At 66.3% G+C, this 12,387-nt stretch carries 10 protein-coding genes; 6 read left to right on the top strand and 4 right to left on the bottom strand.

Features of this window, described 5'->3' with window-relative positions:
* Nucleotides 1-12: 12 nt before the first annotated feature.
* A complete protein-coding gene (locus QHG62_RS21675) occupies nt 13-609 on the bottom strand; it encodes an NADPH-dependent F420 reductase (RefSeq protein ID WP_432445552.1) in 597 nt (198 codons plus the stop codon).
* 124 nt (nt 610-733) lie between these two features.
* Here QHG62_RS21675 and QHG62_RS21670 point away from each other — a divergent pair, with 124 nt between their 5' ends.
* Together QHG62_RS21670 and QHG62_RS21665 are read left to right on the top strand one after the other, a co-directional pair.
* Nucleotides 734-1,681, top strand: coding sequence for a LysR family transcriptional regulator (locus QHG62_RS21670; RefSeq protein ID WP_281147709.1), 948 nt, complete (start codon nt 734-736; stop codon nt 1,679-1,681).
* 61 nt (nt 1,682-1,742) lie between these two features.
* Nucleotides 1,743-2,660, top strand: a complete 918-nt coding sequence (locus QHG62_RS21665; protein ID WP_281147708.1) for a protein NO VEIN domain-containing protein — start codon at nt 1,743-1,745, stop codon at nt 2,658-2,660.
* On the opposite strand, the gene QHG62_RS21660 is transcribed toward QHG62_RS21665, so the two are convergent.
* The 3 genes from QHG62_RS21660 to QHG62_RS21650 form a co-directional block, all read right to left on the bottom strand.
* Nucleotides 2,657-4,918: a LamG-like jellyroll fold domain-containing protein gene (locus tag QHG62_RS21660; RefSeq protein WP_281147707.1), complete on the bottom strand. Its 2,262-nt coding sequence runs from the start codon at nt 4,916-4,918 to the stop codon at nt 2,657-2,659. The genes QHG62_RS21665 and QHG62_RS21660 overlap by 4 nt on opposite strands.
* Before the next feature lie 195 nt (nt 4,919-5,113).
* Nucleotides 5,114-7,258 carry an amylo-alpha-1,6-glucosidase gene (locus tag QHG62_RS21655; protein ID WP_281147706.1) on the bottom strand — a complete coding sequence of 715 codons (2,145 nt, stop codon included), beginning with the start codon at nt 7,256-7,258 and terminating at the stop codon, nt 5,114-5,116.
* Between the two features lie 3 nt (nt 7,259-7,261).
* Entirely contained in the window at nt 7,262-8,332 is a 1,071-nt protein-coding gene (locus QHG62_RS21650) for a glycosyltransferase family 4 protein (protein ID WP_281151747.1), read from the bottom strand.
* A 200-nt stretch (nt 8,333-8,532) separates the two neighbouring features.
* Here QHG62_RS21650 and QHG62_RS21645 point away from each other — a divergent pair, with 200 nt between their 5' ends.
* The 4 genes from QHG62_RS21645 to QHG62_RS21630 all read left to right on the top strand — a co-directional run bounded on the left by QHG62_RS21645 (nt 8,533) and on the right by QHG62_RS21630 (nt 12,362).
* Complete coding sequence (locus QHG62_RS21645; protein ID WP_281147705.1) at nt 8,533-9,189, top strand: diguanylate cyclase; 657 nt, start codon at nt 8,533-8,535, stop codon at nt 9,187-9,189.
* Nucleotides 9,190-9,322: 133 nt separating this feature from the next.
* Complete coding sequence (locus QHG62_RS21640; RefSeq protein ID WP_258503849.1) at nt 9,323-9,643, top strand: co-chaperone GroES; 321 nt, start codon at nt 9,323-9,325, stop codon at nt 9,641-9,643.
* A gap of 39 nt (nt 9,644-9,682) precedes the next feature.
* Entirely contained in the window at nt 9,683-11,308 is a 1,626-nt protein-coding gene (gene groL / locus QHG62_RS21635; RefSeq protein ID WP_281147704.1) for a chaperonin GroEL, read from the top strand.
* 208 nt (nt 11,309-11,516) lie between these two features.
* Entirely contained in the window at nt 11,517-12,362 is an 846-nt protein-coding gene (locus QHG62_RS21630) for a cytochrome c oxidase assembly protein (protein ID WP_281147703.1), read from the top strand.
* Nucleotides 12,363-12,387 lie beyond the last annotated feature (25 nt).

The following is a 12,387-nucleotide window of genomic DNA, read 5'->3' as shown; positions in this document are numbered from 1 at the left end:
CGGCGGCTCGCCTCAGTCCAGATTCACCAGGTTCAAGATTGCCATCGGGCCGCCTGGGAACTGCACGATGCGGCCTTCGTTCACGCCGCCCAGGTCGATGGGGGTGAAGCCCAGGCGGGCGATCAATTCGCTCACCGTCTTCTTCGCATCGGCGTCTTCGCCAGACAGAAACAGCACGCGGCGGCCGCCGGCCACCTTCGGGTCGGCCTCGAGCGCGGCCGCTGCCAGGTGGTTGAAGGCCTTGACCACGCGAGCGCCCGGCGCCAGTTCGGCCACCACTTCGCTGGACGCGCGGCCGCCCAGGTCGAAGGGCTCGAACGACGGCACCCGAACGGCATTGTTCGCATCGACGAGGATGCGGCCGTTCCATGGCCCGAGGTCTTTCAGCGCGTCGGGCAGGCGGTTCCAGTTGACCGCGAGAAATACCAGGTCGGCCTGGGCCGCTTCCTTGAGTTCGACGGCCTTGATGCGGGGACCCAGCTCGTCGACCAACGGCTGCAGCGTTTGCGGACCGCGGCTGTTGGCAATGGAAGCGTCGATGCCGTTGCGTGCTAGCTGGCGAGCGATGGCGGAGCCGATTTCGCCGGCGCCGATGATGGAGATTTTCATTTGCTTTTCCTTTTGCTGAAGTACGCAAGATCGTCTTGCTGGGCTCAACTTTAGGCATTCACCTCCTATAGCAATAGTCGCGACTGGCTTGAATTACTTTCAAGCATTTGTTGAAATGAGGTGAATGGAAACCCTCGCCAACCTCGAATCCTTCGTGCGCAGCGCCGAGACGGGCAGCTTCTCGTCGGCTGCGCGCCGGCTGGCGCTCACGCCGGCGGCAGTCAGCCGCAACGTGGCCCAGCTGGAGCGCAACCTTGGCGTGCGCCTCTTCCAGCGCAGCACGCGCGGCCTTACGTTGAGCGAGGCGGGTGAACGCTTCCTGCAGTCGGTGCAAGGCGGGCTCGACAGCATCCAGGGCGCGATCGCCGACATCACCGTGAATGCCGGCCAGCCGGCCGGGGTGCTCAAGCTGAGCGCGGCGCCCGGCTTCGGCATGGACTACCTGTTGCCGCTGATGCCCGCTTTTCTCGAAAAGTATCCGGCCGTCGTTCCGGACTGGTTCTTCGACAACCGTCCGCTCGACCTGATTGCCGGCGGCTTCGATGCGGCTGTCGGCGGGGGTTTCGAGTTGCCGCCCGGCATGGTGGCACGCGAACTCGGGCGCATCCACCTGATTGCGGCGGCGGCGCCGGATTTCCTGCGCGGCAAGCGCCGCCCTAAAGACCCGGCCGGGCTTGCGGAACTCGCAGCCGTGTCCATGCGATCGCCGCTGCATGGCCGCTTGCGCACACCGGTCATGCGCAACGCCGCGGGGCGCGAGATGGCGGCCACGCAAAAGCCGGTGATGATGGTGAACGACCCCGATGCGCTCTGCCGCGCAACACTGCTGGGCCTGGGCGTCGGCCTGATCGCCGTGCCGCATGCCGCGCCCCACCTGCACAGCGGCGCGTTGGAGCGGCTGTTGCCCGACTGGCATTGCGACCTTGGGCCGCTCTCGCTGTACTTTGCCAGCCAGAAGCTGCTGCCGGGCAAGACGCGCGCGTTTGTCGATTTTGTGACCGAGGCCTTTCGCGAGCAGAAGCTGGCCCAGCGCCTGTCCGGCGGCATTCGGGCGCGCGGTAACACAGGCTGACTTGTGCGGCGGGGATGATGCGGCATACTCCCACCCCCCAAACTCGCCAGAAGCCCGCTGAATGGACAAGGAAGTCGACCCCCGTGTACTCGCCGTCATCGACGAGATGCGACTGTCAGGACCACGGCTCAGTCCGGTCGAAATCGTCGCCAAGATGGGCGTGTTCGACGCGCGCGACAAGCCGTTCGAGTACGCCTGGATGGCAACGGGCGACAACGTCATTGCCACCATCTGGGCGGAGTACGTGAACGTCGGCGCGAGCGGGCGCTGGTTCTATCTCGAATCGCTCGATACGCAGCATCGCCCGGGCGGCGGCGCGCGAACGCCCAACCAGGTACAGCGTGCCAAGGATCGCCTCGCATTGCTGAAGCGCACCTTCGATGCGGGCCAGGGCTTCCGGGCCGTCGTGCAGACCAACCGCATCGCCATTGCCGAACTGGAGAGCAACAAGAACGCGAAGGTGTCCACGCGCGTGCGCGACGACTCCGAATGGCACGTTGCAAGCTGGGAGCCCGAGCAGCTGCTGGCGGTGCTGGTGCGCGGCCCGCGCGGCTGGGTTCCCGATGAAGCCGACATGCAGGCCGCCAAGGCGCGAGGCGGCGTTCCCGCGGCTGTGGAAGCGGAGCCCGAGGCGGCCAAGCCGGCTTCGGCAGAAGAGGTCCAGGCTGCCGCCATGGCGTATGTCATGGGCCACTTCAAGGGCTACGGCTACAACGCCGAGGACGTGACCAGCCAGAAGCTGGGCTACGACATCGAGGTGTCGAATGCGAAAGGCGCAACCCTGCTCAGGGTGACCGTGAAGGGCACCTCCACCGCAACGCCCAACTTCCACCTCACGCCCGAAGAAAACGCCTGCTCCGCACGCGAGCCGCTCTGGCGCCTGCTGGTGGTGGCAGACGCCGGCGGGCCCACCGCGCAGCACAAGATCTACAAGCCTTCGGAAATGAGCCAGGCGCCCGGCTTCAAAGCCGGGGGCTAGAGCAGCGCCGCGATTTCCGCGGCGCCCAGCGCGCCCTGATAGACGCGGAAATCGTCCAGTTGGGCGCGCAGCGCCGGATCGTTCGGATACTGGGAGCGCCCGAGAAAGTTCTGCGTGGTCTCTCCCAGGTCGAAGGGCGCCAGCGTCATCTGCGCGTTGCCGCCCACCGCCGCGCCGTCGACATACAGCGTGCCGAGCGTGCCGGCCAAGGTCACCGCCACATGCACCCAGCGCCCGGTCGGCAATGGCGATGTGCCTTCGATCACCTGCTCGTTGTAGCCGTGAACCCTGGAGATCGCGTAGCGCACGGTGCCGGCATTGCTGCGCGGCGTGAGCATCATGTAGCGGCGCGTGCCGGAGCCGAAGTCGAAGACGCGCGACCACGTCGAGAGGCTGTCCACGTACACCCAACATGCGATCGAGAAGTCGGCCGTGTCCTTCACCAGCCCCGCGGGCAGGTTGATGTGGGCGCCCGTGCCACCCAGGGCGATCGCCCCTGCTGCGTTGCGGCCCGCAGTCCAGGCCGCGCCACCGGCAAGTTCGCTGGCGGCGAACCGGCCTGTCGCATCGGCGGCGGAGTTTCCTTGCGCTTCGTCGAACCTGAGGTGCATCAGCAGCTCGGGCTTGAGGGCGGCCCGGGCTTCGGCGGATGGCTCGCTCTCTCCGCCTGCGTTCACGGCAACCACGGCGTAGTAGTACACCTCTCCCGCGACGCCCGTGGCGTCCGTGAAGGTCAGCGTGTCGGTAATGCCTGAAGCCACGGTGGTGCTGTAGGGCCCGCCCGCGGTGGAGGCGCGCCTGACCGCGTAGCTCAGCGCACCGGTGCTGCCCCACCACGACAACTCCACTTGCGATGCGCGCACCCGCGCAGTGAGCCCGCTCGGCCGCACGAGCGCCGTGAGCGGATCGCGCGTGAAGGTCAGGGTTCCGAAGCCGAGCTGGTCGCCGTTGCTGCCGTCCGTTTCCGGGCGCATCTGCTCGGCCTGCAGCGCGGTGTAGGGCGTGGCAATGCCGAGGCGGTTTGCATAATGGTTGTACACGCTCTCCCAGATGCCGCGCCGATGCCCCTGCCCACCCGTCGCCAGCACCGACTGCGTTCCCTGCCGGTTCACGTTGGTGATGAAGGGCACGGTGTAGAAATTGCCCGCGCCGTCGCGCAGATTGGACTTGGCGACGTACTCGGCACCGGCCAGGAAGCGGTTGTTCTCATAGCCGTAGATGTCGTCGCCCTGGTTCCATGCCATTTCGCAGAACGCGCCCGCAAGCCCGATGCCCAATGTGCAGTGGCCCTGGTCGCGGCCGCTTTCCTGCCATTGGCCCAGATAGCCAGCATGCACGTGATAGACCGCTTGCAGGCCGGCCCCGTTGCCCGCACCGTTGCGGTAGTAGTCGATGGCCTCGTCGTAGATGTCGCGCCGGTCGCACAGCACGCCGATGGCCAGGATGGCGCCAATCGTGCACTGGTCCCAGTTGGCCCAGTAGTTGGTGATCTCCGAGTCGTTGTGGTTGACAAGAAAGCTGTGGTTGAGCGGATAGAACACCGTCAGCATCATGTTCTGGAAACGCGCGAAGTCACTTGCGGCCCAGCCCGGATAGGTGCGCATGATCTCGGCCGCATTCGCGAACTGCTGGCCGTAGATGCCAGCCGCAAGAAAGCGGTCGGCGTTGCCCTCGATCGCCGTCAACGTGGACGACCACTCGTTGAGGAACCTGATCGCCAAGTCGGCATAGCGCGTGTCCTGCGAAACCTTCCAGCGCAGCGCCAACTGATAGGCGCGCGCGACGTCGATGTAGAACTGCGCGAAGTTCTGGCCCGGGACGTCCCCCCGAATCACGGTGGCCAGCGGCCGCGGCGTGGCACCGAGCTGCGAGCGGCCGTTGGATGTGAGCGCATTCCATCCGGCGAGCCAGGGCTGTGCGTTGGCCGCGACCTTGAGACGCATGCGCTCGAAGTCGGCCTCGGTGTGCAGCAGGCCGGGGTGAACGAACGGCTTCGCTCGCGCGGGCGAGGGTGCTGGCGCCGGCACGTCTTCGGAGCCGGAGCCCGTTGCGGACCCGGGTGCCGCACCAGCGGTGCCCTGCGTCGCACCGCCAAGCAGGCCGACGCTGCCCGCTCCGCTGCCGCCTCCTCCTCCGCCGCAAGCGGCGGTTCCGAGGGCGGCGAGACTCATCGCGCCCATGCAGAACATGCGGCGGTCCAGGGAGTTGTCGAGGGTGTTGTCGGGGAGGTTGTTGTCTTCGCTGGCCGGTTGATGCATGTTGTATTGAGGTTTTGTTAAACCTTGCTACCGCAACATGCATGCCCAATCCGCGATTGAACCCTTTCCTACTCGCCGTGCAGGCGGATCGCTTCGCACGGCGGCCCGATTGCCCGCAAAACTTCTCGCACATGACAATCCGTGTCACGCGCGCGGCGCGGCGTGTTCAGAAATGTCACGCTGCGCGCCGCGCCGCTAGAGCTGCAGGTTCACGTCGACCCTGGGCGTTCCGGGCGCCGATTGCGCGACCACCACGATGCGCTCTTCCAGGCGCTGGAAGTGCAGGTCCACCCGCGCACTCCCAACATGCAGCCCCTGCACATGCAGCTGGTCGATGTCCGCCGGCAGGTGCGGTTGCACGATCCTCACCTCGCGCTGGATGCCGTCCACATGCAGGCCCAGGCAAGCCTGCAGCAGCATGAACACAGACCCCGCCGCCCACGCCTGCGGCAGGCATGCCACGGGGTAGGCAACGGGTGACTGGCCGGGCTGGCGGTCGAATCCGCAGAAGAGTTCGGGCAGGCGCATGCCGAAGTGCGAGGCCGTCTCGAACAGGTTGTCCAGGATGCGCACCACGCCGTCTCGCTCGCCGTAGTGCGCAAGCCCCGCCGCGCACAACGCCACATCGTGCGGCCACACCGAGCCGTTGTGATACGACATCGGGTTGAAGCGCACAGCCTCCGTTGGCAAGGTGCGAATGCCCCAGCCCGATGCGAATGCGGACGACAGCAACTGATGGCCAACCGACAGAGCCCGCTCTTCGACCGGCAGGCCCGTGAAGAGCAGATGCCCCGCATTGGAGGAACGCACGCGGCACGGCTGGTTGGCGCCGTCGATGGCAAGCGCGTAGAACTTCAGGTCTTCGAGCCAGAAGCGGCTTTCGACCGCTTCGCGCATGGCCTCCGCACGTTGCCGCCAACGGCTGGCGCCGGAGTCGCCCTGCCACTCCGCCATCGAGGCCATCGCTAGGAAAGCCGCATAGACATAGCCCTGCACCTCTACAAGTGCAATCGGCCCTTCGGGCGTGCGGCCGTCGGCGTGGAAGATCGAGTCGTGGCTGTCTTTCCACCCCTGGTTGGCAAGGCCGCTCGCTTCACCGCGCTGGTAGGCCAGCAGGCCGTGCGGGTGGCGTGCCATGTTGCGCTCCATCCACTCGCAAGCGGCGCACAGCGCGGGCCAGATGTGCGCGATGGTGGCGCGGTCGGCGGTGCGCCGCGCATAGGCACCTGCCAAGGCCACGAAAAGCGGCGTGGTGTCGACCCCGCCGTAGTACTGGCCGAAGGGCAGCTCGTCTACCGCGGCCATTTCGCCCTTGCGGGTCTCGTGCATGATTTTCCCGGGCTCGGCATCGCGAAAGCTCGAGGTCTGGTGCGCCTGCCGCGCCGCAAGAAATTCGAGCACGCCCTGCGCGAGCCTCGGATCGATCCACAGCGTCTGGAAAGCCGTCACGATGGCGTCCCGGCCGAAGGGCGTGGAGAACCATGGAATGCCCGCATACGGATACGGCCCCGTGGGCAGGTCGGTGGTGAGCAGCGCAAGGTCGGCGCGCGAGCGGTCGAGCCACGCCTGGAACAAGCGCCCCGACGCCTGCAGGCGCGAACCGCGGCGCTGGCGTGCGCGCATGCGCCACCGCGCTAGCACGCCGGCTTCTCGGAACCGCACTGCATCGGGCACCCCGGGTTCCGTGCCCACCTCCATGTACAGCGTCCACTCGCCATGCGCCGCAAGAGGCACGGTGAATTCTGCGGTACCTGCATCAAGGCGCTGCGGCGCTTGCGAAAAATCGATGCACGCGAGCCGCGTGACCGAGTCGAGCCCCTGGTAGCGCAGCACCACGCCTTGCGCGCCCACCTCCGGTGCGCCGATGTCGCCACGCCGCGCGCGCTGCTGGCCGCGCACTTCGAACATGTCCCGAAAGTCCGCGCCGAACTGCAACGCGAGCGGCGCCTGCGCGGGCTGGTCGCTGTAGTTGACGAGCCGGATGCGCTCGAACAGCCGCGCGTTCCACAGAAAGCGCTTGCGCTCCAGATGAATCACGCCCTGCGGCATCGATGTCGATCCGAGCACCGGCAAGGGCCGGTTGGTGAGATTGGCGGTGAAGAAGACGTTGTCCTGGCTGACCCCGCTGGACAACAGCGACGGCCGTGCGCCGTCGAGCCGCAGCACGAATGCCGACAGCATGCGCGTGTCGTCATGAAAGAGACCGTCCACGCCGCCGCCCACGTCGCCGTGGCCGTCCATCACAAAATAAGTGTCGCCCTCCTTGAGCACGAACGCGTGCTGCACCGCGCGCTCGGTTGCCGGCTCGGCTTGTTCGACAGCAGGCGCTTCGACGCTCATCGCTCAGGCCACCTCGTGATAGACATGATCTTGCGGCGGCAGCACCCCGCCACCGATCAGCCGCTTGTATTGCTCCACATAGGCACTGGCCATCGCGTGCGCGGAGAACCTGCTTTCGAACGCCTGGCGCACGCGGTGACGGTCGAGCTTGCCAATGGCGTGCACTGCCTCCACCGCCTGCGACTCGTCTTCGACGATGAGCCCGCTCACGCCATGCTCTATCACTTCGGGCACCGAGCCGCAGCGCCATCCGATCACCGGCGTGCCGCAAGCCATGGCCTCGATCATCACGAGGCCAAAGGGCTCCGGCCAGTCGATAGGAAAGAGCAGCGCCCGTGCACCGCCAAGAAACCTCGCCTTGTCCGCATCGCCGATCTCGCCGATGTATTCGACCAACGGGTCGTCGAGCATGGGCTTGATCTTTTGCGCAAAGTAACTCGCATCCGCTGCATCGACCTTGGCCGCAATCTTGAGCGGGAGCCCGGCCTTCCTTGCGATCTCGATAGCGCGGTCGGGCCGTTTTTCCGGAGAGATGCGCCCAAGAAAGGCCAGGTATCCGTCAGGCTTGGGCTGGAATGCGTAAGGCGTTTCGTCGAGCCCGTGGGGAATGGTTGCAAACCAGTTGGCAAAGGGCATGGGCCTGCGCTGGTGGCGCGAGATGGAGACCAGTGGATACCGGTTCCAGCGCATGTACGCACCCGGCAAGTCTGCAATGTCGAGCCGGCCATGCAGCGTGGTGAGCGTGCGCCCGGCCATGTCGTCGAAGAACGGAAAGTGCATCAGGTCGACGTGGAAATGCAGCACGTCGAACTGGTGCGCCCGCCGCCTCACTTCGTGAAGCATGCTCAGGTGGCTGGCCAGGTCCGACTTGAGCGGCGCGGGGTCCAGGCGCAGGGCCTGCGCGCGCATGGGAGCGAGCTCGGCCCGTGTCTGGGTATCGGCCGAAGCGAACAGGGTGACCTCGTGGCCCTGGTCGACCAGCGCATTGGCCAGGTGAGCGACAACCCGTTCGGTGCCGCCGTAAAGCCGCGGCGGAACGGCTTCATAGAGGGGGGCGATCTGCGCGATCTTCATCGTCAAGACAGTCTCCTCGCAAGGAAATGAATGAACAAGGAATGAGAGCGAAGAAAACGGAGGCGCGTGGCTTCCGAGCCGCCATTTTGAGCCGCCTGGTTTTATTTTCAAGAGCATTCAAAAGCGCGGCTGCGGCGTTTGCCGCTTGCAGCCCACGCCGGCTTGTTCTAGATTTTTTTCGTTGCATTGGAGGTCTCTTGATGAACATTCTCGAAACCGTTGCCGACCAGTCCGACGCGATGCGCTTGCCGCTCTATGCGGTCACCGTGACTGCCGTGGCCCGCGAAGAAGCGCCTGCGTTGCTGTCGCTGCACTGGCACGGCTTCTTCCGGCAGACGCCGCTGCGGCTGCCGGGCCTCGAATTGCCGGCGCGGCCGGTGCCGCAGTCGATGGCGCAGTTCGACCTGCCCCAGGGCGTGCTCGATGCATTCGATGCGCTCGAGCAGTCGCTGCTCGAGGCCGCATGGCAGCTCGGCGCCTGGGACGTCGAGCGGCTGGAGCGGCCGGCATGGTGGCGGCTTGGTGCGCCCGCAACCGAAGTGAGCGACGGCCGCCGCGCTTTCGGCTACTACGAAGACGACGAAAGCGATAGCGCGCACCTCATGGCCGACGCGCCCGATCGCGAAGAGCTGATGCGGCTTGCCGCCCACCGCGGCTACCTGCGCTGGCTCTTCAGGCCGCGCAAGCGCGGCATCTGGGCCGAAGTGCAAGACGACGGCGACGACACGCTCGACGAGAGCGGCGGCCGCCCCCTGCCCTGCCCCGTCATGCCCCAGCCCCTGCATGGCGGCCACGCTGCGCGCCGCACCGTATACCGGCTGGGCCGCGCCGATCGCATCCTGCGGAACGGCGGCTGAAAAACATCGTCACAAAAAAATTTGCGGCGCAACCTCTTGAAGCCTTTGCGGCCAGCCCATAGCTCTCGCGCGCCGGCGTTTCTCGGCGCCGGTTCAACTTTTTTGATGACCTGTATCGCTTAGGAGATTGAACATGAAACTTCATCCTCTGTACGACCGGGTGATCGTCAAGCGAATCGAACAGCAGCGCAAGACGGCTTCCGGCATCGTGATTCCCGACTCGGCCGCGGAGAAGCCCGAACAGGGCGAGGTGCTCTCGGTGGGCCAAGGGAAGCTGCTTGCGGACGGCACCCTGCGCCCCTTGCACCTGAAGGCGGGCGACCAGGTGCTCTTTGCCAAGTACGCGGGGCAGACGGTCAAGGTCGAAGACGAGGAACTGCTGGTGATGCGCGAGGACGACGTGCTCGCGGTTGTCGACACCAGCGAACGCGGCGGCCTGAAGCGCGTCGCCTGATGGTGTCCGGAAACCCGTTGTGAAAGGAGTGATGACAAAATGACTGCCAAAGAGGTCAGGTTCCACGACAACGCCCGCCAGCGCATCGTCGCGGGCGTCAACATCCTTGCCGATGCGGTGAAAGTCACGCTCGGGCCCAAGGGACGCAACGTGCTGCTCGAACGCAGCTTCGGCGCTCCCACCATCACGAAAGACGGCGTGTCGGTGGCCAAGGAGATCGAGCTTGCCGACAAGTTCGAGAACATGGGCGCGCAGATCGTGAAGCAGGTGGCCTCCAAGACGGCCGACGTGGCGGGTGACGGCACCACCACCGCCACCGTGCTCGCGCAGGCCATCGTGCAAGAGGGCATGAAGCACGTGGCCTCGGGCATGAACCCGATGGACCTGAAGCGCGGCATCGACAAGGCCACCGCCGCGGTGCTCGAAGAGCTGCGCAAGCTCTCCAAGCCCATCTCCACCGGCAAGGAAATCGCGCAGGTGGCCGCGCTTTCGGCCAACTCCGACGAAGCCATCGGCAAGATCATTGCCGACGCAATGGACAAGGTCGGCAAGGAAGGCGTGATCACGGTGGAAGACGGAAAGTCGCTCGAGAACGAGCTGGACGTGGTCGAGGGCATGCAGTTCGACCGCGGCTACCTGAGCCCCTATTTCATCAACGACCCCGAGAAGCAGGTCGCGCACCTCGATGATCCACTGGTGCTGCTGCACGACAAGAAAATCTCGAACATCCGCGAACTGCTGCCCGTGCTCGAAGCCGCGGCAAAGGCGGGCAAGCCGCTCCTGATCGTGGCCGAAGAGGTCGAGGGCGAAGCGCTTGCCACGCTGGTGGTCAACTCCATGCGCGGGGTGCTGAAGGTGGCGGCCGTCAAGGCGCCGGGCTTCGGCGACCGCCGCAAGGCGATGCTCGAAGACATTGCGGTGCTCACCGGCGCCACGGTGATTTCCGAAGAAACCGGCAAGCAGCTCGACAAGGCAACGCTCGAAGACCTGGGCCGCGCCAAGCGCATCGAGGTGCAGAAGGAAAACACCATCATCATCGACGGCGCGGGCGACCAGGCGCGCATCGATGCGCGCGTGAAGTCGATCCAGGCGCAGATCGAGCAGGCGACCAGCGACTACGACCGCGAGAAGCTGCAGGAGCGCGTGGCCAAGCTCGCGGGCGGCGTGGCGGTGATTCGCGTGGGTGCCGCGACCGAGGTCGAGATGAAGGAGAAGAAAGACCGCGTCGACGATGCGCTGCACGCCACGCGGGCCGCCGTCGAGGAAGGCATCGTGCCCGGCGGCGGCGTGGCGCTGCTGCGCGCGCGGGCGGCCGTTGCCGCACTCAAAGGCGCCAACGCCGACCAGGACGCGGGCATTCGCATCGCGCTGCGCGCGCTCGAGGCGCCGCTGCGTGCCATCGTGTCCAACGCGGGCTTGGAACCGTCGGTGGTCGTCTCCAAGGTGCTCGAGGGCAAGGGCAACTACGGCTACGACGCGTCGACCGGCGAGTACGGCGACCTGGTGCAGATCGGCGTGGTCGACCCCAACAAGGTCACGCGCACCGCGCTGCAGAACGCGGCATCGATCGCGGGCCTGATCCTCACGACAGACGCCACCGTGGCGGAGCTGCCCAAGCCCGTGGAAAAGGCACCCGCCATGCCCCCGGGCGGCATGGACTATTGATGAGTTCGCATCGCGCTTCCTGAAGCATGAGGCGGCGTCCTTTGCGGGACGCCGCTTTTTTTGCGGCACGGCGCGGCTGGGAAACAAAGCAGCACCTGCGAATTTGGCCCAGACTACGCAGATGCGAACAACGGTGCCGTCGCCTGCAAACGGAAAGCGCGCGAGCGCGCGATCGTCGTGCGCCGCGCCGCTGCTTCTGCTTTTGAATGTGCCCATTGCAAGTGCGCATTCGCCCGAAGCGACATCGGCCGCACCCGCGATCGGATGGAGCCTCGAGCCATGGGTTCTCGCCTGCCTGGCCATCAGCCTTGCGCTGTATGTGGCCGGCCTGCTGCGGCTGTGGCGCAAGGCCGGTGCGGGCCGCGGAGTCGGCAAGGCGCGCGCCGCTTCTTTCGGCACCGGCTGGCTTGCGCTGGTGCTGGCGCTCGTGTCGCCGCTCGACGCACTTGGCGGCTTTCTTTTTTCTGCCCACATGGTCCAGCACGAGGTGCTCATGATCGTGGCCGCGCCGCTGCTGGTCATGGGCCAACCGCTCGCTGTGTGGACCTGGGCGCTGCCGGATAGGTGGCGTTCGCGGACGAGCCGCCTCGTGCACCTGCCCGCGGTGGCCGGAACCTGGAGCGTGCTGACCCATGCGCCGGTTGCCTGGGCCCTGCACGGCATTGCGCTGTGGGCCTGGCACTTGCCGCCGCTCTTCGAGGCGGCGCTGCGCAGCCCGGGTGTGCACAGCCTGCAGCACACAAGCTTTCTTGTCACCGCGCTGCTGTTCTGGTGGCCGCCGCTGGGCGGTGCTTCGCGCGCGGGCCACGGCGGCTCGATGCTGTATCTCTTCACGACCATGGTGCATACCGGAGCCCTTGGCGCGCTGCTGACGTTTTCGACCGTGCCCTGGTACCCCATCTATGCAGCGGGCACGCCCGCGCTGGGCTTCGACCTGCTCGAAGACCAGCGGCTCGGCGGGCTGATCATGTGGGTACCCGCGGGCCTTGCCTACCTGGCGGTGGCGCTTGCGGCGGCTGCACGGCTGCTGCGGGGCGAGCCGGCGCGCGCCTGACGCGTCCCGCTCATCAATAGCTGCC

The organism is Variovorax paradoxus, assembly GCF_029919115.1.
Classification (GTDB): Bacteria; Pseudomonadota; Gammaproteobacteria; order Burkholderiales; family Burkholderiaceae_C; genus Variovorax; species Variovorax paradoxus_O.
Note: the sequence above shows the minus strand (reverse complement) of the source record. Positions and strands in the feature narration are given on the sequence as shown.

Bases quoted from the DNA above. Each gene is read 5' to 3' on its own strand.
- QHG62_RS21675 (WP_432445552.1), bottom strand. From the start codon at position 609: ATGAAAATCTCCATCATCGGCGCCGGCGAAATCGGCTCCGCCATCGCT.
- QHG62_RS21670 (WP_281147709.1), top strand. From the start codon at position 734: ATGGAAACCCTCGCCAACCTCGAATCCTTCGTGCGCAGCGCCGAGACG.
- QHG62_RS21665 (WP_281147708.1), top strand. From the start codon at position 1,743: ATGGACAAGGAAGTCGACCCCCGTGTACTCGCCGTCATCGACGAGATG.
- QHG62_RS21660 (WP_281147707.1), bottom strand. From the start codon at position 4,918: ATGCATCAACCGGCCAGCGAAGACAACAACCTCCCCGACAACACCCTC.
- QHG62_RS21655 (WP_281147706.1), bottom strand. From the start codon at position 7,258: ATGAGCGTCGAAGCGCCTGCTGTCGAACAAGCCGAGCCGGCAACCGAG.
- QHG62_RS21650 (WP_281151747.1), bottom strand. From the start codon at position 8,332: ATGAAGATCGCGCAGATCGCCCCCCTCTATGAAGCCGTTCCGCCGCGG.
- QHG62_RS21645 (WP_281147705.1), top strand. From the start codon at position 8,533: ATGAACATTCTCGAAACCGTTGCCGACCAGTCCGACGCGATGCGCTTG.
- QHG62_RS21640 (WP_258503849.1), top strand. From the start codon at position 9,323: ATGAAACTTCATCCTCTGTACGACCGGGTGATCGTCAAGCGAATCGAA.
- groL (WP_281147704.1), top strand. From the start codon at position 9,683: ATGACTGCCAAAGAGGTCAGGTTCCACGACAACGCCCGCCAGCGCATC.